Below are 22,666 nucleotides of genomic sequence, written 5' to 3' on the forward strand. Positions count from 1 at the left end.
CCTGATAAAATGCGCGCACTCGCATTCATGAGCTAACTTTTTTCCCTTGGAGGGGTAATGGACAACATCGAACAGCGCGTCAAGAAGATCGTCGCCGAGCAACTGGGCGTCGCCGAAGCTGAAATCAAGAACGAAGCTTCGTTCGTGAACGATCTGGGCGCCGACTCGCTCGACACCGTCGAGCTCGTGATGGCCCTCGAAGACGAATTCGGCATGGAAATCCCGGATGAGGAAGCCGAGAAGATCACGACGGTTCAGCAAGCGATCGACTACGCTCGCGCGAACGTCAAGGCCTAAGGCGCTTTTCGTTTCCGGACCGGGCGCGCCCGGTCCGCGAGGACGCACGCCCGTGAAACCGCGTACGCCCGCCGCACTCGTTGCGGGGCATCTGCCGGTCAACTAGCCACAGGGCTCACAGGAGCATTTCCTGTGGCCTCTGTGGCTTTTGTTTTTGTCATCTATGGAAAAGGGGTTACCGTGAGCCGCCGTCGAGTTGTTGTTACAGGCCTGGGGCTGATTTCGCCTGTTGGCAATAATGTTGCCGACGGCTGGGCCAATCTGGTCGCCGGGAAGTCCGGCATCGCCAACATCACGAAGTTCGACGCAACGAACTTCTCGACCCGCTTTGCCGGCGAGGTGAAGGACTTCAACGTCGAAGACTACATGCCGGCGAAAGAAGCGCGCCATATGGATACGTTCATCCATTTCGGCATCGCTGCGGGCATGCAGGCGCTCAAGGACAGTGGCCTCGAAGTCACCGAAGCGAACGCGGAGCGCATTGGCGTGAACGTCGGTTCGGGTATCGGCGGTCTGCCGATGATCGAAGTCACGCAAACCGAATTGCTCAACCGCGGCCCGCGCCGCATTTCGCCGTTCTTCGTGCCGGCCTCGATCATCAACATGATCTCCGGCCATCTGTCGATCAAGTTCGGCCTGAAGGGCCCGAACCTCGCGATGGTGACGGCCTGCACGACCGGTCTGCACTGCATCGGCGAAGCATCGCGTCTGATCGAATACGGCGACTGCGACGTGATGATCGCGGGCGGCGCGGAATCGACCGTTTCGCCGCTCGGTATCGGCGGTTTCGCGGCGGCGCGTGCGCTTTCGCAGCGCAACGACGATCCGGCGACGGCCAGCCGTCCGTGGGACAAGGACCGCGACGGTTTCGTGCTGGGCGAAGGCGCCGGCGTGATGGTGCTCGAAGAGTACGAACATGCGAAGGCACGCGGCGCGAAGATCTACGCGGAAATCGGCGGCTACGGCATGAGCGGTGATGCTTATCACATGACCGCTCCGCTGGAAGACGGCGACGGCGCACGCCGCTGCATGCTGGCGGCGATGAAGAACGCGGGTGTGAACGCCAACGAAGTGAACTGGCTCAGCGCTCACGGCACCTCGACGCCGCTCGGCGACCTCGCGGAAACCACCGCGATCAAGCGCGCATTCGGCGACCACGCGAAGAACATCGTCGTGAACTCGACGAAGTCGATGACCGGCCACTTGCTGGGCGGCGCGGGCGGTCTCGAGTCGGTGTTCACGGTGCTCGCCGTGCACAACCAGATCTCGCCGCCGACGATCAACATCTTCAACCAGGATCCTGCCTGCGACCTGGACTACTGCGCGAACACCGCGCGGGACATGAAGATCGACGTCGCGCTGAAGAACTCGTTCGGGTTCGGCGGCACGAACGGCACGCTGGTGTTCAAGCGCCACGTCTGACCGGCGCCTGATACACCTTTGAGCCAGCCCCGGCTGAGACTCATATGATCGCCTCGCGCGACTCCGCGGCCGCTCCGGTTCATCCGGGCGGCCGCGTTCACATTTCTGCGGCGCGGCGCGTTGCGACGCCGCGTCTTGCCGTGCGCGCGTCCTGGACGATGCGTGCGGCGCTGCTGCTCGGATTGCTCGTTGCGTGCGCAGCGTTTCATACGGCGCTGGCGCCGTGGCTCGGCGCGTGGCGCGCAGTGCCGGCCATATTGGCGCTGGGCGCGGCGGGCGGACTCGGCTTCGTGGCGTGGTGCCGCGCACAACCGGCTTTCATCGAAATCGGGACGGATCGATTCGCGGCGTTCGCGCGTTCCGGCGCGTGTCTCGCGGATGGCCGCCTGATCGGCGCCTCGCAATGGGGTGCGGCGCTGCTGGTGCTGGTGGTGGAGAAGGGCGCGCGCCGCAAGACGCTCCTGATCGCCGCCGATTCCGTGGATGCCGAGACTTTCCGCGTGCTCGCCGTGACCGCGCGCAGCGCCGCGGGCCGCTAGACCGCCAGGGTCCACCAAGGGCTCCGATCAAGCCGCCAAGCGGGATTCGGCGCCCGCCGGTTCATGATTCGCGCTTTCTTTTCGCGCCTTCTCTTGCCGTTTGCCGCGGCGTCCCCATTTGTTTCTGTTCTGCCTCTGCGTGCGGTCAGCCAGAGCGCTGTAACGACTGTAACCGCTGTAACGCGCGTAACGTGGCGCCGTGGCGGTGACGCTACAATGGTGCCCCCGCGTCCACTTCATGAGCTAACGGATTTTTCAGGTGAGCGAAAAAGAAATTGACCAGGTGCTGGTCGAGCGCGTGCAGAAAGGCGACAAGGCCGCGTTCGAACTGCTGGTCTCCAAGTACCATCGCAAGATCATCCGCCTGATCTCGCGCCTCGTGCGGGACCCCGCGGAGGTCGAGGACGTGGCCCAGGACGCCTTTATCAAGGCGTACCGGGCATTGCCGCAATTTCGTGGCGAATCCGCTTTCTATACGTGGTTGTACCGTATTGCCGTCAATACGGCGAAGAACTACCTTGCGACCCAGGGACGACGCGCCCCCACTTCCACCGAAGCTGATGCTGAAGAAGCTGAAACTTTCTCGGACGCCGATCAACTAAGGGATATCAACACGCCCGAATCGATGTTGATGAGCAAGCAGATCGCCCAGACGGTCAATGCTGCCATGGCGGTTTTACCGGAAGAGCTGCGCACCGCCATTACGCTTCGGGAAATAGAAGGTTTGAGCTACGAGGAAATTTCCGAAATGATGGGTTGCCCGATCGGAACCGTCAGATCGAGAATTTTCCGCGCTCGCGAAGCCATTGCGGCAAAATTGCGTCCGTTGCTGGACACACCGGAAGGCAAGCGCTGGTAAGCCAGTCTCGCGCCGGGCACGGACGTAATTCACTAGAGTGGGTGTGTCACTACGGGGCTCTGTAAGGAAATGGGGAGCATCATGGGGTCGGTTTCGATGCAATCGGTGTCGGGCTCGCGCGGCGAGCAACTGTCCGCTTTCGCCGACGGCGAATTGGCGGGTGACGCGCATCTGAACGCTATTTTTTCCGGATTCGACGACGAGGACCGCAAGGCCTGGTCGGCGTATCACCTGATCGGCGACGCGCTGCGCTCCGACGACCTGGCGATGAGCCAGGCCGCGAGCCAGTCCTTCATGGCGGGCTTCGCGGCCCGCTTCGAGGCCGAGCCGCACGTGCTCGCGCCCGCGGCGTTGCCCGCATCGTCGTCCGCGCGGGCTTCGCATGACGGCCGCGTCGCGCGCATTCTGGCGTTGCGCCACCGCGTCGTGCCGTCACTGGCCGTGGCGGCTGCGGCTGCTACGCTCACCTGGATCGTCGTGCCGCAAATGCGTGGCGCTGGCATGGCCGGCGGTCCGCAGATCGCGGCCATGCAGCCGGTCGGCGACAACGTGCAGCGTGTGGCGATGAACGCGGTGCCGGTGCAAACCGCTGCCGTGCAGGACGGCAACATCATCCGCGACGCGCGCCTCGACGCTTATCTCGAAGCGCACCAGCAGTTCGCGCAGCAGCCGGTCATGTCGGATTCCATGCCGCTGATCCGCTCTGCGGCCCTTACCACGCAAGGCCAGTGAGTCTGATGCAGACAGTGCGGTTGAATAACAATACATTCTGGGGGCGGTTGCCGGCATACCTGTGCTGCGCGGCCGTGATGTTCACCGCTCTGTCTGTCGCCCCGCGCGCGCACGCGCAGGGTGCGTCGGCCGCCGCCGCGGTCGACCCGGCCACGCGCCAGAGCGCGGCGCAGTGGCTCGACCGCATTCAGCAGGCTGCGCAGCAGCAGAATTACGTCGGCACCTTCGTGTATCAGCGCGGCAATTTCGTGCAGTCGTCGCGCGTCACGCATTACGCCACGAAGAGCGACGGCGAGTTCGAGCAGCTCGAAAGCCTCGACGGCAAGCCGCGCAAGATGCTGCGCCACAACGACGACCTCTACACGTTCGTGCCTGAGCGCAAGCTCTGCGTCGTCGAAAAACGCCAGAACAAGGACGCCTTCCCGGCGCTGCTCGCCACGAGCGGCAGCGAAGTGCTGTCCGTCTACGACCCGAAGATGCTCGGCACCGACCGCGTGGCCGGCATCGACAGCCAGGTCATCGAACTCGATCCGAAAGACGGCTATCGCTACGCCTACAAGCTGTGGGCCGATGCGAAAACCGGTCTGCTGCTGCGTTCGCAGATGCTCGACCCGTCGAACGGCCAGGTGCTCCAGCAGCTGTCGTTTACGCAGGTGAGTATCGGCGTGCCGGTCGACAAGGCGCCGATTGCGAACGGCATGCGCAATCTCGCGGGCTGGACCGTGGTGCGCCCGCCGCTGCAAAGCGTCGATATGGAAGCGCAAGGCTGGAATTTCGGGCAGAACGTGCCGGGCTTCCGCAAGATCCGCGAACTGCGCCGTCCAATGGCCGCGCGCGACGCGAACGATCCGCCGATCCCGGTCGATCAGGCCGTGTTCTCGGACGGCCTTTCGGCGGTCTCGATCTTCGTCGAGCCGGTCGAACACAACAGCCGCAAGGAAGGCGCGGGTAGCACGGGCGCAACGCACGTGCTCGTGAAGCGCGACGGCGATTACTGGATTACGTTGCTCGGCGAAGTGCCCCAGGCCACGTTGCAGCAGTTCGCATCTGCCATAGAATACAAGGCTTCCAAGTAAATCCTGCGGCTGACTACGGGCTGACTACGATATGACGATCTTCCCGCTGCGCAAATTCTTCGCGGCCGCGGTGGTGGTGGCGTGCCTGCCGCTTGCCCCGCACATGGCATCGGCGGCGCCCGCCGCCAATCTGCCCGACTTCACCGACCTCGTGGACAAGGTGGGGCCTTCCGTCGTCAACATTCGCACGACCACGCACGTGACGCTGTCGCAGCGTGGCGGTCTGCCGCCGGGCATGGATAACGGCGACATGTCGGAATTCTTCCGCCGCTTCTTCGGCATTCCGTTGCCGCAAGGTCCGCAGGGCGGGCAAGGCGGTCAAGGCGGCAGCCCGTCGCCGCGCGGCGGCGATCAAGACTCCGGTCCCGACGGCGGCAACGACTCCGAACAGAGCAGCGGCGTGGGCTCGGGCTTCATCATGACGAACGACGGTTACGTCATGACCAACGCGCACGTGGTGGACGACGCGGACAGCATCTACGTCACGCTTACCGACAAGCGCGAATTCAAGGCCAAGCTGATCGGCGTGGACGACCGCACCGACGTGGCCGTCGTGAAGATCCAGGCGACCAACCTGCCGGCCGTGACGGTCGGCGACTCGAACAAGGTGCGCGTGGGCGAATGGGTCGTGGCGATCGGCTCGCCGTTCGGCCTCGAAAACACCGTGACCGCGGGCATCGTGAGCGCAAAGGGCCGCGATACCGGCGACTACCTGCCGTTCATCCAGACCGACGTGGCCGTGAATCCCGGCAACTCGGGCGGTCCGCTGATCAACATGCAGGGCGAGGTGATCGGCATCAACTCGCAGATCTACAGCCGTACGGGCGGCTTCATGGGCATTTCGTTCGCGATTCCGATCGACGAGGCGATGCGCGTGGCCGATCAGCTCAAGACCAGCGGCAAGGTCACGCGCGGCCGTATCGCCGTGGCGATCGGCGAAGTGACGAAGGACGTGGCCGATTCGCTTGGTCTGCCGAAGGCGCAGGGCGCGCTCGTGTCGAGCGTCGAACCGGGCGGGCCGGCCGACAAGGCGGGCATTCAGCCGGGCGACATCATCCTGAAGTTCAACGGCGTGAATGTCGAAACCGCGACGGATCTGCCGCGCATGGTCGGCGACACCAAGCCGGGCGCGAAGGCGACCGTCACGATCTGGCGCAAGGGCGCGACGCGCGATCTGCCGATCACGATCGCCGAAATGCAGGCGGACAAGGGCGCGAAGGCTGACCCGAAGAAGGCGCCGGAGCCGAAGCCGCGTCCGTCGAATGCGCTGGGGATGTCGGTCACCGACATCCCCGCCGACCAGCTCGCCCAGCTCAAGATCAAGGGCGGCGTGGTCGTGGATACGGTCGACGGCCCGGCCGCGCGCGCCGGTCTGCAAAAGGGCGACATCATCCTGCGCGTGGGCGATACAGATATCGTCAACGCGAAGCAGTTCCAGGACGCGACTTCGCACCTCGATCCGCAAAAGATGGTGGCGATTCTCGTGCGACGCGGCGACAACACGCAGTTCGTGCCGCTGCGCCCGCGCAATCCGGGGCAAAAGTAAGCTCCGCCGCGTCCGCACGGATCGATGCCCAAGCACGCCGCGCCGCCCACGTCGCCCATGTTGTCCCCGCAGGACGACCCGGCCGCGCGGGCGCGCGCGTATCTCGTGCTGTACAGCCGTGCATGGTGTCATCTGTGCGAGGACATGCGCGTGGCGCTCGAACCGCTGGTCGCGGCGGCGGGGGCGCGCCTCGATGTTGTCGATGTCGATTCCGACCCCGCGCTGGTGGCGCGCTACGACGAACTCGTGCCGGTGCTGGTCTGCGACGGCATCGAGTTGTGCCACTACCGGCTCGACGAAGCGCGCGTGCGCGCCATGCTGGGACTGGGCTCGACGTTCGCGCCGCAGTCCGCGACACCCGCGCAATGAGGCTGCGATCCGCTTGGGATCGGGGCCGCGCGGCATAAACTATCCGTTACTTCTCAGCACCGTTCGCCTGCCGACACCTATTTCGGCTAAAATAGTTCGGTTTTTCATCTGTTTACGAGGCGTGCCCAGCTATCGTTGGGGCGCGCCTTTTTCGCTTGATCGGCACTGAATGGATCATATTCGTAACTTCTCGATCATTGCGCACATCGACCATGGCAAGTCGACGCTCGCCGATCGCATCATCCAGCTGTGCGGCGGCTTGTCCGACCGCGAAATGGAAGCGCAGGTGCTCGACTCGATGGATCTCGAGCGCGAGCGCGGCATCACGATCAAGGCGCAGACCGCGGCCCTCACGTACAAGGCACGTGACGGCAAGGTCTACAACCTGAACCTGATCGACACTCCGGGGCACGTCGACTTCTCCTACGAGGTCAGCCGCTCGCTGTCCGCGTGCGAAGGCGCGCTGCTCGTGGTGGATGCGAGCCAGGGCGTCGAGGCGCAGACCGTGGCCAACTGCTACACGGCCATCGAGCTCGGCGTGGAAGTCGTGCCCGTGCTCAACAAGATCGACCTGCCCGCCGCCAACCCCGAAAACGCCATCGAGGAAATCGAGGACGTGATCGGCATCGACGCGACCGACGCCACGCGCTGCAGCGCGAAGACCGGCCTCGGCGTGGAAGACGTGCTCGAATCGATCATCGCCAAGGTGCCTCCCCCCAAGGGCGACCCTGAGGCACCGCTGCAGGCGCTGATCATCGACTCGTGGTTCGACAACTATGTCGGCGTGGTCATGCTCGTGCGTATCGTCAACGGCACGCTGCGTCCGAAGGACAAGATCAAGCTGATGGCCACGGGCGCGCAGTATCCGGTCGAGCACGTCGGCGTGTTCGCGCCGAAGTCGCGCAACCTGGAATCGCTGTCGGCGGGGCAGGTGGGCTTCATCATCGCGGGCATCAAGGAACTCGCCGCCACCAAGGTGGGCGATACCGTCACGCTCGTGAACCGTCCCGCGCCGGAACCGCTGCCGGGCTTCAAGGAAGTGAAGCCGCAGGTGTTCGCGGGTCTCTATCCGGTCGAGGCGAACCAGTACGACGCGCTGCGCGAATCGCTCGAAAAGCTCAAGCTCAACGACGCCTCGCTGCAATACGAGCCGGAAGTGTCGCAGGCGCTGGGCTTCGGCTTCCGCTGCGGCTTCCTGGGTCTGCTGCACATGGAAATCGTGCAGGAGCGTCTCGAGCGCGAGTTCGACATGGACCTCATCACCACGGCTCCGACCGTGGTCTACGAAGTGGTCCAGGGCGACGGCTCGCTGATCAAGGTCGAGAATCCGGCGAAGATGCCGGAGCCGTCGAGGATCGCCGAAATCCGCGAGCCGATCGTCACGGTCAACCTGTACATGCCGCAGGACTATGTGGGCTCGGTCATCACGCTCTGTACGCAGAAGCGCGGCAACCAGGTCAACATGCAGTACCACGGCCGCCAGGTGCAGCTCACCTACGAAATTCCGATGGCGGAAATCGTGCTGGACTTCTTCGACCGTCTGAAGTCGGTGTCGCGCGGTTACGCGTCGATGGACTACGAGTTCAAGGAATACCGCAGCTCGGACGTCGTGAAGGTCGACATGCTGATCAACGGCGACAAGGTCGATGCGCTGTCCATCATCGTGCACCGTTCGCAGTCGCAGTATCGCGGCCGCGAAGTGGCGGCGAAGATGCGCGAGATCATCCCGCGCCAGATGTACGACGTGGCGATTCAGGCGGCCATCGGCGCGCACATCATCGCGCGCGAGAACATCAAGGCGCTGCGCAAGAACGTGCTGGCCAAGTGCTACGGCGGCGACATCTCGCGTAAGAAAAAGCTGCTCGAAAAGCAGAAAGAAGGCAAGAAGCGGATGAAGCAGGTCGGTTCCGTGGAAATTCCGCAGGAGGCTTTCCTTGCGATTCTGCGCGTCGAAGACAAATAAGCCAGAACAACGGACCTTTACATGAATTTTGCGCTGATCCTTTTTGTGCTCGTCGTTTTGACGGGTATCGCGTGGGTTGCAGACAAGCTGGTTTTCATGCCGCGCCGGCGCCTCGCCGCCGATGCGGCCGTGGCGGAATTCGATCGTCAGCAGGAGCGTGTGGGCGAGCGTTTCGCCGACGAGAACGCGCCGCAAACGCGTCAGAACCTGCGTAACGAAAAGCTGCGCCAGCCGTGGTGGCTCGAATACACGGCGAGCTTCTTTCCCGTGATCCTGATCGTGTTCCTCGTGCGCTCGTTCGTCGTGGAGCCGTTCAAGATTCCGTCGGGCTCGATGGTGCCGACGCTGCTGGTGGGCGACTTCATCCTCGTGAACAAGTTCGACTACGGTATCCGTCTGCCGATCACCAACACGAAGATCACGCAGGGCCGCGGCCTCGAGCGCGGCGACGTGGTGGTGTTCCGCTATCCGAAAGACGAGTCGGTCGACTACATCAAGCGTGTGATCGGTCTGCCCGGCGACGTGGTCGCGTATCAGGACAAGCAGCTCACGATCAACGGCAAGCCGGTGCCTGAAACGCCGCAAGCCGATTACTTCGACGAAGAGCGCATCGGTTACGCGAAGCAGTTCACGGAAGATCTCGGCAACGGCCGCAAGAACAACATCCTGAACAATCCGGCTGTGCCGCCGTTCATCGTGGGCGCCGAAGATTATCCGTATCGCGACAACTGCCAGTACAACGCACGCGGCGTGATCTGCAAGGTGCCGGCCGGCCATTACTTCATGATGGGCGATAACCGCGACAACAGTGCGGACAGCCGTTACTGGGGTTTCGTGCCCGACGCGAACATCGTCGGCCGCGCGTTCTTCATCTGGATGAACTTCAGCAGTCTGAAGCGCATCGGTTCGTTCGAGTAACGGGCGCGTGTTGCTTCTCGACGAAGCAACGCGTTCAGCCTGCATCGAGCGCGCGAACGAGTCGTCCCGCCTCTTCGCGCGCTACTTGAAGAACCCGCGGTAAGGTCGCTTCATCATGGTTTTTCGCCCGCCGCCCCGCGTTTTCGCCGGGGGCGGCGGGCGCGTTATACTCTCCCCATGCCCCAATCTCCGTTGGAAAGCCGGCTGCGCTACGAATTTCGCAATGCGGAATTGTTGCGCCAGGCTCTCACCCACCGCAGTCACAGTGCCACGCATAACGAACGCCTGGAATTCCTCGGCGATTCGGTCCTGAATTGCGCGGTGGCGGCCCTATTGTTCCAACGTTTTGGCAAGCTGGACGAAGGCGACCTCTCGCGCGTACGCGCGAACCTGGTCAAGCAGCAGTCGCTTTACGAAATTGCTCAGGCCCTGAATATCGCCGACGGTCTGCGTCTTGGCGAAGGCGAGTTGCGCAGCGGCGGATTCCGCCGCCCGTCGATCCTCGCGGATGCGCTCGAAGCTATCTTTGGCGCGATCTTCCTCGACGGCGGCTTCGACGCCGCGCAGACGGTCATCAAGCGTCTTTACGTGCCGATTCTCGATCACATCGACCCGCGCACGCTCGGCAAGGATGCCAAGACGCTGCTGCAGGAATACCTGCAAGGTCACAAGATCGCGCTGCCCACCTATACCGTGGTCGCCACGCATGGTGCGGCGCACAATCAGCAATTCGAAGTCGAATGCACGGTGCCCAAGCTCGACGTGAAGGTGTCGGGCTCGGGCGCGAGCCGCCGCGCGGCCGAACAGGCCGCCGCGAAGAAAGCGCTCGACGAAGTCATGGCTGCCGCGCCCGCGCTGGTGACCAAGCCGCGTCGCTCGAAGGGCGCCCGCGCACCCAAGCCCGAACCCGAGGTCGTCCCCGGTGTGACGGGCGTGCAGGGCGCGCTCGATCTGCGCTCGCCGGAACGCCGCGCGCGCGGCGACCGCCCGATTCTCGGCGTGCCTGCCGCGGCAGGCGAGGCGGGCGAACGTGCGCCGGTGTCGCTGGCCGCGCCGCTTGCCGTCATTCGCGCCGCGCATGTGCAGGAAAAAGGCGCCGAAAAACCGGCGGAAAAATCTGCGGAAAAGCCCGCCGACAAAGCCATTGAAGGCGTGCCGTCGGCCGGCTCGATCGCGCCGCGCGCCACGCGCGGCCGGGAAGCGCACAATGGCGCTTCGGGCGACGCCGGCGCGTCGAATGGCGCGTCGAATGGCACCTCCGCCACCTCGTCCGGCTCCGTCGAGACGAGCGCCGAGGTCGGCGCTGCGCTGCCCGTGCGCGCCGCCGACGCCGGCCACTGAACCTGTCGAGCGCGCGCGTCGTTGGCGCGCGCCGCCTCTGTTGCATCCAATCTGTCGCATCCATTCTCCGATCCGATCATGAACGCTCCCACCACTACTCCTGCCGGTTTTCGCTGCGGCATGGTCGCGATCGTCGGCCGTCCGAACGTTGGCAAATCCACGCTGATGAACGCCCTTGTCGGCCAGAAGATCAGCATCACGTCGCGCAAAGCGCAGACCACGCGCCACCGCATCACCGGCATCAACACGACCGACGACGCGCAGTACATCTTCGTCGACACGCCGGGTTTCCAGACGCGCCATAGCACCGCGCTGAACCGCTCGCTGAACCGCGCGGTCACTTCAACGCTCAGTTCGGTCGACGCCGTGCTGTTCGTGATCGAAGCGGGCAAGTTCGGTCCCGACGACCAGAAGGTGCTCGACCTGATTCCGCCGAACGCGCCCACGATCCTGATCGCCAACAAGATCGATTGCGTGAAGGACAAGGCCACGCTTTATCCGTTTATCGAAGGCGTGCAGAAGCTGCGCGAATTCCGCGAGATCGTGCCGCTGTCGGCGAAGAACGCGGACGACATCAAGCGCCTGCTCGATGTGCTCAAGCCGTATCTGCCCGAAGGCGAGCCGATCTACGGCGAAGACGACCTGACCGATCGCAGCGAGCGCTTCCTCGCCGCCGAAATCCTGCGCGAAAAAGTGTTCCGCTGGACCGGCGACGAACTGCCGTACACGAGCACGGTGGTCATCGAAAAGTTCGAGCAGGAAGGCCGCCTGCGCCGTATTTTCGCGACGATTCTCGTCGAGCGCGACACGCAGAAAGCCATGGTGATCGGCCAGAAGGGCAGCAAGCTCAAGCAGATCAGCACCGAGGCGCGCCTCGACATGGAAAAGCTCTTCGACGGTCCGGTCTATCTGGAAACGTTCGTGAAGGTGAAGAGCGGCTGGGCCGACAACGAAGCCGGTCTGCGCGCCTACGGTTACGAGTGATCCGCTGATCCGCGACGAGTGACAGGAAGAGCGACAGGAAGAGCGACGGGATGAGCGACGGCGAAGCCGGAACCCTGAACGACGATTGGTCCGCGCCCGACGCGGGCCCGGCCGCCGACGACGACTTCGAGTCGTCGTCCGGCGCGCGCGCACGCACGGCGCCCGCGCGCAGCCGGGGCGCGAAATCCGCGCCGAGGTCTCCTTCAAAGCCTGCATCTTCCTCGTCGCGCGACGATCTGGGCGAAGGCGCCGACGCCACGCTCGAACGCCGCGCCGAACCGCGCGCGCCCCGCAAGACCACCGCGCGCTCGCAATTGCCGCGCACGCCGCGCAGCACGGCCTCCGATTATCGCGTCGCCGAGCAGCCGGCCTTCGTGCTGCACAGCTATCCCTATCGAGAAACCAGCCTGATCATCGACGTGCTGTCGCGCGATCACGGCCGCGTCGCGCTCGTCGCGAAGGGCGCGAAGCGGCCGCATTCGGCGCTGCGCGGCGTGCTGCAAACCTTCCAGCCACTCACGCTGAACTGGACCGGCAAAGGCGAAGTGCGCACGCTCACGGGCGCCGAATGGGTCGGCGGCATGTTGCCGCTGACCGGCGACGCGCTGCTGTGCGGCTTTTACGTCAACGAGTTGCTGGTGAAGTTTCTCGCGCGCGAGGACCCGCATCCCGCGCTCTTCAATCATTACGTCGTCACGCTCACGCGCCTCGCGCACGATCTGCCGCCCGTGCAGGTGCTGCGCTCGTTCGAGCGCGTGCTGCTGCGCGACACCGGCTACGCGCTCGCGCTCAACCGCACCGTGAACCGCAAGACCGTGCTGGCCGAAGGGCGCTACGTGTTCGATCCCGAGCGCGGCGTGCGCGAAGCCTCCGACGAGTGGCCCGCGCAATGGCCGGTGCTTTCGGGCCAGACGTTGCTCGATATGGAAGAGGACGATTACCATCGTCCCCAGACCGTCGCGCAGAGCAAGGCGCTGATGCGTTTCCTGCTGAATACTTACCTTGGCGGCACGCCGCTCGCGACGCGCCAGATCCTGATCGACCTGCAGAACCTATGAGCTTCTTTCTGACTTCGCCCAACGTGATCGACCTCGGCGTCAACATCGACCACGTCGCCACGCTGCGCAACGCGCGCGGCACCGCTTATCCCGATCCGATCCGCGCGGCGCTGCTTGCCGAAGAGGCGGGCGCCGATGCGATCACGCTGCATCTGCGCGAGGACCGCCGGCATATCGTCGATGCCGACGTGCGCACGCTGCGTCCGCTGCTCAAGACGCGCATGAATCTCGAATGCGCGGTGACGGCCGAAATGCTCGACATCGCCTGCGAGATCCAGCCGCACGACGTCTGCCTCGTGCCCGAGAAGCGCGCGGAACTTACGACCGAAGGCGGCCTCGACGTCGCCGGCCAGTTCGAGGCCGTGGCCGCCGCCTGTCGTCAGCTCGCCGCGGCGGGTTGCCGTGTGTCGCTCTTCATCGATCCGGACGAAACGCAGATCCGCGCCGCCCAGGCCGCGGGCGCGCCCGTGATCGAACTGCACACGGGTCGCTACGCCGAAGCGCACGAAGCCGCCGAACAGCAGCGCGAGTACGAGCGCGTGGTGGCGGGCGTGAACTGCGGCATGGGCCTCGGCCTGAAGGTGAATGCGGGCCACGGTCTGCACTACACGAACGTGCAGCCGATCGCCGCCATCGAAGGTATTCACGAACTCAACATCGGCCACGCGATCGTCGGGCATGCGGTGTTCGTGGGCTGGGAAAACGCGGTGCGCGAGATGAAGGCGATCATGGTGTCGTCGCGTCTCGCCGCGCAGAACGCGTAACAGCGCCGCGCCGCGCGCGTCGCGTGTTGTGCCGCGCGCGCCACGACCATCCGTTCATCACGAGGAATACATGGCGATTTACGGCATCGGCACGGACATCATCCAGGTGAGCCGTGTGCAGGCAGTGATGGAGCGCACCGGCGGCCGCTTCGCGCAGCGCGTGCTCGGCCCCGAGGAACTCGCGGTCTACGAGGCGCGCAAGGCGCGCTCGGCCACGCGCGGGCTCGCGTATCTGTGCACGCGCTTTTCGGCGAAGGAAGCCTTTTCGAAGGCGATCGGCCTCGGCATGCACATGCCGATGACCTGGCGCGCCGTGCAGACGCTCAACGCGCCCGGCGGCAAGCCGTACATGGTCGCCAATGGCGACCTCGTGCAATGGCTCGAGGCGCGCGGCATCACGACCCATGTGACGATCACCGACGAACGCGATTACGCCGTCTCGTTCGTGGTCGCCGAAACCGACCGGCCGCCGGTTCAGACGCCCGTTCGCTGATCCCTTCCATCCGCTCGCGCCGCGTCGCGTGGCGCGGCCTTCAACGCCCCAACGATCGATGAAACTCATTCCCGGACCGGTCATGCTCGACGTGGTCGGCACGTCGCTCAACGATGACGACGTGCGCCGCCTCGCGCATCCCTCCACCGGCGGCGTGATCCTGTTCGCGCGCCACTACGAGAACCGCGCGCAGCTCGTCGCGCTGACCGATGCGATCCGCGCCGTGCGCGACGACCTGCTGATCGCCGTCGATCACGAAGGCGGCCGCGTGCAGCGCTTTCGCACCGACGGCTTCACGGTGCTGCCCGCGATGGGCCGCATCGGCGCGCTGTGGGACAAGGACGTGCTGCTCGCGACCAAGCTGGCGACGTCGGTCGGCTACATTCTCGCGAGCGAGCTGCGCGCCTGCGGCATCGACCTGAGCTTCACGCCGGTGCTCGATCTGGGCTACGGCCAGTCGAAGGTGGTCGGCGACCGCGCGTTCCACCGCGATCCGCGCGTGGTCACGCTGCTCGCCAAGAGCCTGAATCACGGCCTCGCGCTCGCGGGCATGGCGAACTGCGGCAAGCACTTTCCGGGGCACGGTTTCGCGACCGCCGATTCGCATGTCGCGGTGCCGGTGGACGAGCGTCCGCTCGAATCGATTCTCGGCGAGGACGCGCTGCCGTACGACTGGCTCGGCCTGTCGCTCGCGGCGATCATGCCGGGTCACGTGATCTATCCGAAGGTCGACGAGAAGCCGGCCGGTTTCTCGCACGTGTGGGTCAAGGAGATCCTGCGCGACCGTCTGCGTTTTCCGGGCGCGATCTTCAGCGACGATCTGTCGATGGAAGCGGCGCGCCAGGGCGGCACGCTCGCGCAAGGCGCGCGCGCCGCGCTCGACGCGGGTTGCGACATGGTGCTGATCTGCAACCAGCCGCACGAGGCCGAAAAGGTGCTCGAGGAGTTGCGTATGGACGAGCCGTCGCGCGAGCGCAAGGCGTCGTCGAAGCGCATCCGCCGTCTGATGCCGCGCGGTAAGGCGCTGCGCTGGGACAAGCTGGTGGCCGATCCCGCGTATCTCTCCGCGCAGGCGCTGCTGCGCAGCGTGCTGCCTTGAGCTGAGCGCCACACGGCAAAACGGCGGTCCTTCTGCAGAGAAGGGCCGCCGTTTTTTCGTGCGCGAACGTGTCGCGCGGATCAGTTCAGGCGCATGCGCTGCAGCTTGTTGTAGAGCGTCTTCGGGCTGATGCCGAGCAGCGACGCCGCGCGATGGCGCGTGCCGCCCACGGCGTCGAGCGTGGCGCGGATCAGCATTTCCTCGACGTCGGCGAGCGGCGTGCCGACCGTCACCTGCACGCGGTTGCCGTTGCCGTCGCGCGTGCCGCTGCCGTTGCTTTCCTCGGCCTGCAGCGTTTCCAGCACTTCGCCGGACGCGTGCCACGCGCGCTGCACGCGCTCGTGCAATTCGCGCACGTTGCCCGGCCAGTCGTAGCCCAGACATTCGCGGATAAAGGCCGGCGACACGAGCCGCGTCGTGCCGGTCAGACCGCGCGAGTGCGCCTCGATATTGAGCGCGTCGACGCAGGCGACGGCGAGGAGGGCGGCGTCTTCGTCGCGCTCGCGCAGCGGCGGCAGTTGCAGCGCGGCGGCGTCCAGACGCAGCCACAGATCCTCGTGCAGCATGCCTTGCTGCACCGCATCGCGCGGCACCGTGCGCGTGGCGGCGATGAGGCGGAAATCGGTGCCCACTTCGCTGCTGCCGCCGACGCGCATGAAGGTCTGCGAGTCGAGCGCGCGCAGCAGCGCTTCCTGCTGGGCGCGCGGCAGATCGGTGAGTTCGTCGATGAAGAGCGTGCCGCCCGACGCCTGATCGACGAGACCGGGCTCGCGCTGCTCCGCGCCGTTGAACGCGCCGCGCTCGTGGCCGAACAGAATGCTCGCGAGCGGCCGTCCGCCCGCGGCCTCGGCGGCCAGCGCGCGCACGTCGCAGACCACGAACGGCCCTTTGCGGCGTCGGCTCAGCTGATGCAGCGTGCGCGCGGCGACTTCCTTGCCCGTGCCGGGCTCGCCCTGCACGAGAATCGCCGATTCGGTGGGCGCGAACTGTTCGATCGCGTCGTAGACGTGCTGGATCGCGTTGCTGCGGCCGAGCATCGGGCCGAAGCGGCCGAGTTCGCGCAGCGACGCGCGCAACGTGCGCACTTCCTCGCTGAGTTCGTACGGACGCGGAATGCGCGCGAGCAGACTGCGCAGGCGCGGGATGTTGACCGGCTTGAGCAGATAGTCCCAGATGCCGTGGCGCAGGCCTTCGATCGCGCTTTCGACCGTGGCGTTGCCGGTCATCACGATCACGGGCAGTGCGCCGCCGGGCGGCTGGGCGGGCAGATGCGGGAGCAGTTCGAGGCCGCTGCCGTCGGGCAGGTTCAGGTCGACGAGCACGACGTCGGGGATGAAGCGTCCGAGTGCGGCGCGCGCGTCGGCGAGCGTGGCGGCGGTATCGACCGAGAAACCATCGGCGGCCAGGATGGCGGAGAGGCCGGACAGGCTATTGGGATCGTCTTCGACAATCAGGGCGTGTGGCATGGCGCAAGGGCTGACGGATGAGCGCAGACACGCCCGACACGCGCGCAGACGCGCGCGTCGGACCAGCCCGACGCGGCGTCGCGGCACGCACGGGCGCGGCGCGATACGGAAGAGTTCAACGGGATCACCGCAGTGTCCCGAGGCAGGTTATTCAGTTCCGATCCTCCCAGATTGGCGCTCGCTTCCAGCGGTCGTGCTGCGTCTGTCCGCTTTTTCGTTTCGCGGACCCGCGGTGCATCTCGCGGATCCGACAGCCGATTCGCCGCGCGCTGCGCCGGCCCTGAGCGCCGCGAGATGCCGCGCCGGGCCGTTTTTTTACCCCCAACACCGGCCGCCGTTATCGGGCAGCCGGCTTGAACCTGCGTAATTCCTGCTTGTTCCTGCTTGTACCCGCTCTGCTTGTACCAAGGTCCGGGCAACTATCCGCAAATCGGCGCGCAAACCGGCGTGCAAACCAACGCTGACATCAGTCGAACGGCCGATGCGCGTCGAACCAGCGCCGCACTTCCAGTTCCGCCTCGTCACGCGTCTTGCCGTAACGTTCCTGGATCAAACCGGCGAGGCGATCGGCGTGTCCTTCCGCCTTGGCCAGCTCATCGTCCGTGAGCTCGCCCCAGGCGGCCTTCGCCTTGCCAATCAGCTGCTTCCACTTGCCTTCTGCGATGTCGTTGTTCATCGAGTTCTCCTGGTTCCGGGAAGAGGGTGCGTTAGCCGCGATAAAAAGTGGCTATCCCAGAAATAAACCAGCAGAAACCATGCCAAGACCGCCTTGCCTTGCTGCGCCGATATTGCTCACGTTTTGCGCACCGGCAAAACCGGTAAGGTTTTCCCATGGCACTCACAAACATACACGTTCGGCAAAAAAAGAAAAAGCGCCCCGAGGGGCGCTTTCGCGATTGCATCCGCGATGCATCGATGCGGACGCGTTCGCCTTGCCGTTTGCCTCGTGAAGCTTAGGCGCGGCTGCGGTACTCGTTCGTACGCGTGTCGATTTCGATCTTGTCGCCGATGTTGCAGAACAGCGGCACTTGCAGTTCGAAGCCCGTGGTCAGCTTGGCCGTCTTCAGCACCTTGCCCGACGACGTGTCGCCCTTGACAGCCGGTTCCGTGTAGATGATTTCGCGCACGAGCACGGTCGGCAGTTCGACCGAGATGGCCTTCTCGTTGTAGAACACGACTTCGCAAGCCATGCCGTCTTCGAGGTAGTTGAGGGCGTCGGCCATCATCTCGCCTTCGACTTCGTACTGGTTGTAGTCGGCGTCCATGAACACGTACATCGGGTCGGCGAAGTACGAGTACGTCACTTCCTTGCGGTCGAGCACGACGACGTCGAACTTGTCGTCCGCCTTGTACACGGTTTCCATGCCCGCGCCGGTCAGCAGGTTCTTGAACTTCATCTTCACGACGGCGGCATTACGGCCCGATTTGTTGTATTCGGCCTTCTGCACGACCATGGCGTCGTTACCGATCATCACGACGTTGCCGACGCGGAGTTCCTGTGCGGTCTTCATAAAAAACTGTCCTGTCCAGATTAGATAGCTTTGGGTGTGCGCGACGGCAAACGTCGCAAGCGTTCGTTGTGGCCCCCTGCCGGAACGCGTAGCGCTTCGAACGGCGTGTTCGTTTGCGTATTCGCGTAAAACCTGCAAGGCGTGCGGAAATCGAGGTCGCTTGAGACGGCTGCCGCCGGATAACCGCTTATTTTAACTGAGTTTTTGCGAATTCGGCCAGATTTCCAGCGAGATCGCCGGTCAGGGCCAGTTCGGCTGCCCAGCCGTGCGCGCGCGCTTTCAGGGCGGGCAGGTGGCGGGCGAGGTCGGCCCAATCCGGCGCACGATCCGGCGCACGATCCGGTGCCATTTGCGCGGTGCCTGGCGCGATTTCAGGCGCGGTCTCAGGCGTGGCTTTATCCGCTGCCGCGTTCGTCCCGCTCGCGCCACCGTCGTGCGCGCCAGCCGCGTGCCCGGCGTTGCCGTTCCACGCGTGCCAGAAGCGTTCGAGCGCCTCGCGCGGCGCGGCGTCGAGCGGGCGCGTGTAGTGCTCCAGGGCGGCGTCGAGCTTGGGCAGATGCGCGTCGTCGGCTTGCGGATAGATGTGCCAGACGAACGGCCGCGCCGCCCACTGGGCGCGCACGAACGAATCCTCGCCGCGCACGAAGTTCAGGTCGCTCGCCCACAGGAGCGCGTCGTAGCCGCGCTGCTCGGTGAAGGCGAGGCTGTGCGCCGTGAGCGATCCGCGTTCGCCGCGCGTGCCCGCGTCGAAAGACGGGACGCCGAAGAAGCGTGCGAGCGCGCCCGAAATGCGCCCTTGCGGCACGAGCAGCACGATCGGCGTCGGATTGTCGCGCCACTGTTCGAGCAGCGTGTCGATGGCGGGATTCTCATAGGCGAACAGCGAGATCACCGTGGCTTCCGGACCCGGCGGCGGGCCCCCGGTCGCGCGTTGCCACCACGCCGCGCGCGCTTCGGGCGAGCTTTCGAACGCGGCGCGCGCCGCATCGAGATCGCGTTCCTTGAGCACGCCGCCGGTTCCCGCGCCGAGGCCCGGAAAGAAAAAGTGCTTGAGCAGCCCGTAACGCGGATGCGGCGACGGACGCAGATGGAAATCGGCGACCCAGTCCTCGGCGCTCAGATATTCGAGATTGAGCCACACGGGCGTGGGCGTGCGTTCGGCCATCGCCGCGATGTACGCCGACTGCAGTTCGCAGGCGAACGCTTCGATCACCACGTCGGCGATTCGCAGCGTTTCGCCCACGTGATCGGTCTCGTGCCAGTGCTCGACGACCACGCCTTCGACCGTCTGCGACGCGCGCGACGCGTCGAGCGTCGGGCAGAGCTTTTCGAACGCGTGCAGATCGTCGACGAACAGGCGCACCTCCCAGCCGTGCTCGCGTGCGAGCTGACGCGCGAGACGCCAGCAGACGCCGATGTCGCCGAAGTTGTCGATCACGGCGCAGAAGATGTCGCAGGCGAGGGGCGCGGCGGCGTCGTGCGGACGGACGGCGTCGGGCGCGGGGCCGGTGGTGGAGCGGGGAGCGTGGGACATGACGTGGGCTGGCGAGTAGGGCTGGCGGCGGGCCGGCGGCTTCGAGCCGGCTCGTGGGCGCGGCTTTGGGCGCGGCTTTGGGCGGCTTCCAGGTTGCATCCCGGGTTGCAACCGGGGTGCTTCTGGCCCGCGCGGAATGATCTAAACTTGCGATTCTAGGGCAGCCGCATGACCGCGTCGCGTCGCGTGCGCGGATGGTCTGCGCCGCACACCCGCAAGCCTGCCCCGACCCGACGCAACTCGACGCTCACAGACGTCCCCAGACTGGATGACCGATTCTCACGATCCCGCCGACTCCCACGGTCCCGCCGCCGACGCCGACATTCCCGCAGACGCGCCCGAAACCGCTGCCGAAGCCGTCGCCGAAGCGTTCGACCCGAAGGAAGTGCTGACGCAACTGCCGCATCTGCCCGGCGTCTACCGCTACTACGATGCGCGCGACGCGGTGCTCTACGTGGGCAAGGCGCGCGACCTGAAGAAGCGCGTATCGAGCTATTTCAACAAGACGCAGCTCTCGCCGCGCATCGCCATGATGGTGACGCGCATCGCGCGTATCGAGACCACGGTCACGCGCTCGGAAGCCGAAGCGCTGCTGCTCGAAAACAACCTGATCAAGGCGCTCGCGCCGCGCTACAACATTCTCTTTCGCGACGACAAGTCGTATCCGTTCCTCAAGCTCACGGGCCACAAGTTTCCGCGTATGGCGTATTACCGCGGCGCGGTCGATCGCAATAACCAGTACTTCGGACCGTTTCCGAGCGCCTACGCGGTGCGCGAAAGCATCCAGATCCTGCAGCGCGTGTTTCAGCTGCGCACCTGCGAGGATTCGGTGTTCAACAACCGCACGCGGCCGTGTCTGCTGCATCAGATCGCGCGCTGCACGGCGCCGTGCGTCGGCGCGATCAGCCAGGACGATTACGCGCGCGATGTGAGCAACGCCTCGCGTTTTCTGCTCGGCCGTCAGAACGAGGTGATGAAGGAGCTGGAGACGAAGATGCACGCGTTCGCCGCCGAGCTGAAGTTCGAGCAGGCCGCGTCGGTGCGCAACCAGATGAGTTCGCTGTCGACCGTGCTGCATCAGCAGGCGATTGAGACAGGCAGCGAGAGCGACGTCGATATTCTGGCCGTGGTCGCGCTGGGCGGACGCGTCTGCGTGAATCTCGCGATGGTGCGCGGCGGCCGCCATCTGGGCGACAAGGCGTACTTCCCGGCGCACGTCGAGCGCGCGCTGACCGACGAAGAGGGCGGCGTGGCGGAAACCATCGGCGAGGAAACGGTGGTCGCGGCGACGGCGCTGAAGTCGCTGCCGTCGCTCGCGCGCAAGGCGCTGGTGGCGAGCGCGGGCGCGGCGGCGCAGGCGGAAGACGAAGAGAACGCGGCTGATGAAGCAGGCGCGGACGCAAGTGAAAGCGTAAGCGGAGACGTGAGCGAAGACGTAAGCGAAGACGCAGGCGAGCAGCCCGATCCGCTGGCGATCGCGGCAGACCTCGGCAGCGAAACCGAAGCGTCCGACGCCGCTGACAGCCTCGACGAAGCCTCCGCCGCGAAGCCGAAGTCGTCGAAACGCGCGGCTCGCGCAAACGGCATCGAATCCGAAGTGCTCGACGCTTTCATCGCGCAGCATTACTTCGGCAATCGCGTGCCGCCGGTGCTGGTGGTGAGCCATCCGCCGGCGAACCGCGAGCTCGTCGACGTGCTGTCCGAACAGGCCGGCCACAAGGTCGCGGTGCTGCGCCAGCCGCAAGGCCAGAAGCGCGCGTGGCTCGCGATGGCCGAGCAGAACGCGCGTCTCGCGCTCGCGCGGCTGCTCTCGGAACAGGGCTCGCAACAGGCGCGCACGCGCACGCTCGCGCAACTGCTCGGCCTCGAACTCGACGATCTCGCGCATCTGCGCATCGAGTGTTTCGACATCAGCCACACGATGGGCGAGGCGACGCAGGCGTCCTGCGTCGTCTATCACCATCACAAGATGCAGTCGAGCGAGTACCGGCGCTACAACATCACGGGCATCACGGGCGGCGACGATTACGCGGCCATGCGCCAGGTGCTCACGCGCCGTTACGAGAAGATGGTCGCGCAATCGGCGCGCAACGAAACCGACGAGGCGCAGGCGCTGCAAAGCACCGATCCCGCCGATCCGAGCGCGTCGCCGGACGGCGCGGAACCGGTCGCGACGGGCGGCACCTTGCCCAACATCGTCCTGATCGACGGCGGCAAGGGGCAGGTGGAGATTGCGCGCCAGGTGTTCGACGAACTCGGACTCGACCCTGCGATACTTGTGGGCGTTGCCAAGGGCGAAGGGCGCAAGGTCGGCCTCGAAACGCTGGTGTTCGCCGACGGCCGCGCGCCGCTCGAACTCGGCAAGGAGAGCGCGGCGCTGATGCTGGTCGCGCAGGTCCGCGACGAGGCGCACCGTTTTGCGATCACGGGCATGCGCGCCAAACGCGGCAAGACGCGCCAGACGTCGCGGCTCGAAGAACTGGAAGGCGTCGGCGCGAAACGGCGCCAGCGTCTGCTCGCGCGTTTCGGCGGTCTGCGCGGCGTGATGGCGGCGAGCGTCGAGGATCTGGCGAGCGTCGAAGGCATCTCGCATGCGCTGGCGGAACAGATCTATCAGCAGCTTCATTGAGGCCGCGCCCGCGCACGGGAATCGACGGCGCGCGGGCGTCAACCTTACGCTTGCTTGTGGCGGCCC

Annotated in this window: 21 protein-coding genes; 17 read left to right on the forward strand and 4 right to left on the reverse strand. The window is 65.4% G+C overall.

Annotated features, from left to right (window positions below; genetic code table 11):
- The first annotated feature begins 57 nt into the window (after positions 1–57).
- The 16 genes from acpP to nagZ all read left to right on the forward strand — a co-directional run bounded on the left by acpP (position 58) and on the right by nagZ (position 15,460).
- The gene (gene acpP, locus SB764_RS16690; RefSeq protein ID WP_004197638.1) at positions 58–297 is read left to right on the forward strand and encodes an acyl carrier protein; all 240 of its coding nucleotides are present in this window, start codon (positions 58–60) and stop codon (positions 295–297) included.
- Positions 298–477: 180 nt separating this feature from the next.
- A complete protein-coding gene (gene fabF, locus SB764_RS16695; RefSeq protein ID WP_065061309.1) occupies positions 478–1,719 on the forward strand; it encodes a beta-ketoacyl-ACP synthase II in 1,242 nt (413 codons plus the stop codon).
- 140 nt (positions 1,720–1,859) lie between these two features.
- Positions 1,860–2,258: a protein YgfX gene (locus SB764_RS16700; RefSeq protein WP_146230033.1), complete on the forward strand. Its 399-nt coding sequence runs from the start codon at positions 1,860–1,862 to the stop codon at positions 2,256–2,258.
- A 259-nt stretch (positions 2,259–2,517) separates the two neighbouring features.
- A complete protein-coding gene (gene rpoE / locus SB764_RS16705; protein ID WP_065061310.1) occupies positions 2,518–3,117 on the forward strand; it encodes an RNA polymerase sigma factor RpoE in 600 nt (199 codons plus the stop codon).
- Between the two features lie 81 nt (positions 3,118–3,198).
- Positions 3,199–3,849, forward strand: a complete 651-nt coding sequence (locus SB764_RS16710; RefSeq protein ID WP_065061311.1) for a sigma-E factor negative regulatory protein — start codon at positions 3,199–3,201, stop codon at positions 3,847–3,849.
- Between the two features lie 5 nt (positions 3,850–3,854).
- Positions 3,855–4,925, forward strand: coding sequence for a MucB/RseB C-terminal domain-containing protein (locus tag SB764_RS16715; RefSeq protein WP_124260874.1), 1,071 nt, complete (start codon positions 3,855–3,857; stop codon positions 4,923–4,925).
- Positions 4,926–4,956: 31 nt separating this feature from the next.
- On the forward strand, positions 4,957–6,471 hold the full coding sequence (locus tag SB764_RS16720; protein WP_410864114.1) for a DegQ family serine endoprotease: 1,515 nt from the start codon (positions 4,957–4,959) through the stop codon (positions 6,469–6,471).
- Between the two features lie 57 nt (positions 6,472–6,528).
- Positions 6,529–6,840, forward strand: coding sequence for a glutaredoxin family protein (locus SB764_RS16725; RefSeq protein ID WP_110328335.1), 312 nt, complete (start codon positions 6,529–6,531; stop codon positions 6,838–6,840).
- 169 nt (positions 6,841–7,009) lie between these two features.
- Positions 7,010–8,803, forward strand: coding sequence for a translation elongation factor 4 (gene lepA, locus SB764_RS16730; protein WP_065061315.1), 1,794 nt, complete (start codon positions 7,010–7,012; stop codon positions 8,801–8,803).
- A gap of 21 nt (positions 8,804–8,824) precedes the next feature.
- A complete protein-coding gene (gene lepB / locus SB764_RS16735; protein ID WP_065061316.1) occupies positions 8,825–9,721 on the forward strand; it encodes a signal peptidase I in 897 nt (298 codons plus the stop codon).
- 177 nt (positions 9,722–9,898) lie between these two features.
- Complete coding sequence (rnc, locus tag SB764_RS16740; protein ID WP_124260872.1) at positions 9,899–11,062, forward strand: ribonuclease III; 1,164 nt, start codon at positions 9,899–9,901, stop codon at positions 11,060–11,062.
- A gap of 78 nt (positions 11,063–11,140) precedes the next feature.
- Positions 11,141–12,046 carry a GTPase Era gene (gene era, locus SB764_RS16745; protein WP_065061318.1) on the forward strand — a complete coding sequence of 302 codons (906 nt, stop codon included), beginning with the start codon at positions 11,141–11,143 and terminating at the stop codon, positions 12,044–12,046.
- Between the two features lie 50 nt (positions 12,047–12,096).
- Complete coding sequence (gene recO / locus SB764_RS16750) at positions 12,097–13,104, forward strand: DNA repair protein RecO (protein WP_410864116.1); 1,008 nt, start codon at positions 12,097–12,099, stop codon at positions 13,102–13,104.
- Entirely contained in the window at positions 13,101–13,868 is a 768-nt protein-coding gene (pdxJ, locus tag SB764_RS16755) for a pyridoxine 5'-phosphate synthase (RefSeq protein WP_065061320.1), read from the forward strand. The genes recO and pdxJ overlap by 4 nt, the downstream gene beginning before the upstream one ends.
- A 70-nt stretch (positions 13,869–13,938) precedes the next feature.
- A complete protein-coding gene (acpS, locus tag SB764_RS16760; RefSeq protein WP_124260871.1) occupies positions 13,939–14,361 on the forward strand; it encodes a holo-ACP synthase in 423 nt (140 codons plus the stop codon).
- Positions 14,362–14,419: 58 nt separating this feature from the next.
- Entirely contained in the window at positions 14,420–15,460 is a 1,041-nt protein-coding gene (gene nagZ, locus SB764_RS16765) for a beta-N-acetylhexosaminidase (RefSeq protein ID WP_065061322.1), read from the forward strand.
- 80 nt (positions 15,461–15,540) lie between these two features.
- Here nagZ and SB764_RS16770 read toward each other — a convergent pair whose 3' ends face one another.
- From SB764_RS16770 to earP, 4 genes are all read right to left on the reverse strand, one after another.
- Entirely contained in the window at positions 15,541–16,926 is a 1,386-nt protein-coding gene (locus SB764_RS16770) for a sigma-54-dependent transcriptional regulator (RefSeq protein WP_176080969.1), read from the reverse strand.
- Positions 16,927–17,392: 466 nt separating this feature from the next.
- Positions 17,393–17,602, reverse strand: a complete 210-nt coding sequence (locus SB764_RS16775) for a CsbD family protein (RefSeq protein WP_065061324.1) — start codon at positions 17,600–17,602, stop codon at positions 17,393–17,395.
- 277 nt (positions 17,603–17,879) lie between these two features.
- Complete coding sequence (gene efp, locus SB764_RS16780; protein WP_065061325.1) at positions 17,880–18,437, reverse strand: elongation factor P; 558 nt, start codon at positions 18,435–18,437, stop codon at positions 17,880–17,882.
- Positions 18,438–18,624: 187 nt separating this feature from the next.
- On the reverse strand, positions 18,625–19,971 hold the full coding sequence (earP, locus tag SB764_RS16785) for an elongation factor P maturation arginine rhamnosyltransferase EarP (protein WP_410864119.1): 1,347 nt from the start codon (positions 19,969–19,971) through the stop codon (positions 18,625–18,627).
- A gap of 268 nt (positions 19,972–20,239) precedes the next feature.
- Here earP and uvrC point away from each other — a divergent pair, with 268 nt between their 5' ends.
- Positions 20,240–22,600 carry an excinuclease ABC subunit UvrC gene (gene uvrC / locus SB764_RS16790; RefSeq protein ID WP_082992023.1) on the forward strand — a complete coding sequence of 787 codons (2,361 nt, stop codon included), beginning with the start codon at positions 20,240–20,242 and terminating at the stop codon, positions 22,598–22,600.
- Positions 22,601–22,666 lie beyond the last annotated feature (66 nt).

The sequence above is a fragment of the Paraburkholderia sp. SIMBA_027 genome, assembly GCF_046535315.1.
Classification (GTDB): Bacteria; Pseudomonadota; Gammaproteobacteria; order Burkholderiales; family Burkholderiaceae; genus Paraburkholderia; species Paraburkholderia tropica.

Coding starts and splice junctions, on each gene's coding strand:
- acpP (WP_004197638.1), top strand. CDS start 58: ATGGACAACATCGAACAGCGCGTCAAGAAGATCGTCGCCGAGCAACTG.
- SB764_RS16710 (WP_065061311.1), top strand. CDS start 3,199: ATGGGGTCGGTTTCGATGCAATCGGTGTCGGGCTCGCGCGGCGAGCAA.
- SB764_RS16715 (WP_124260874.1), top strand. CDS start 3,855: ATGCAGACAGTGCGGTTGAATAACAATACATTCTGGGGGCGGTTGCCG.
- SB764_RS16720 (WP_410864114.1), top strand. CDS start 4,957: ATGACGATCTTCCCGCTGCGCAAATTCTTCGCGGCCGCGGTGGTGGTG.
- SB764_RS16725 (WP_110328335.1), top strand. CDS start 6,529: ATGTTGTCCCCGCAGGACGACCCGGCCGCGCGGGCGCGCGCGTATCTC.
- lepA (WP_065061315.1), top strand. CDS start 7,010: ATGGATCATATTCGTAACTTCTCGATCATTGCGCACATCGACCATGGC.
- lepB (WP_065061316.1), top strand. CDS start 8,825: ATGAATTTTGCGCTGATCCTTTTTGTGCTCGTCGTTTTGACGGGTATC.
- rnc (WP_124260872.1), top strand. CDS start 9,899: ATGCCCCAATCTCCGTTGGAAAGCCGGCTGCGCTACGAATTTCGCAAT.
- era (WP_065061318.1), top strand. CDS start 11,141: ATGAACGCTCCCACCACTACTCCTGCCGGTTTTCGCTGCGGCATGGTC.
- recO (WP_410864116.1), top strand. CDS start 12,097: ATGAGCGACGGCGAAGCCGGAACCCTGAACGACGATTGGTCCGCGCCC.
- pdxJ (WP_065061320.1), top strand. CDS start 13,101: ATGAGCTTCTTTCTGACTTCGCCCAACGTGATCGACCTCGGCGTCAAC.
- acpS (WP_124260871.1), top strand. CDS start 13,939: ATGGCGATTTACGGCATCGGCACGGACATCATCCAGGTGAGCCGTGTG.
- nagZ (WP_065061322.1), top strand. CDS start 14,420: ATGAAACTCATTCCCGGACCGGTCATGCTCGACGTGGTCGGCACGTCG.
- SB764_RS16770 (WP_176080969.1), bottom strand. CDS start 16,926: ATGCCACACGCCCTGATTGTCGAAGACGATCCCAATAGCCTGTCCGGC.
- SB764_RS16775 (WP_065061324.1), bottom strand. CDS start 17,602: ATGAACAACGACATCGCAGAAGGCAAGTGGAAGCAGCTGATTGGCAAG.
- efp (WP_065061325.1), bottom strand. CDS start 18,437: ATGAAGACCGCACAGGAACTCCGCGTCGGCAACGTCGTGATGATCGGT.
- earP (WP_410864119.1), bottom strand. CDS start 19,971: ATGTCCCACGCTCCCCGCTCCACCACCGGCCCCGCGCCCGACGCCGTC.
- uvrC (WP_082992023.1), top strand. CDS start 20,240: ATGACCGATTCTCACGATCCCGCCGACTCCCACGGTCCCGCCGCCGAC.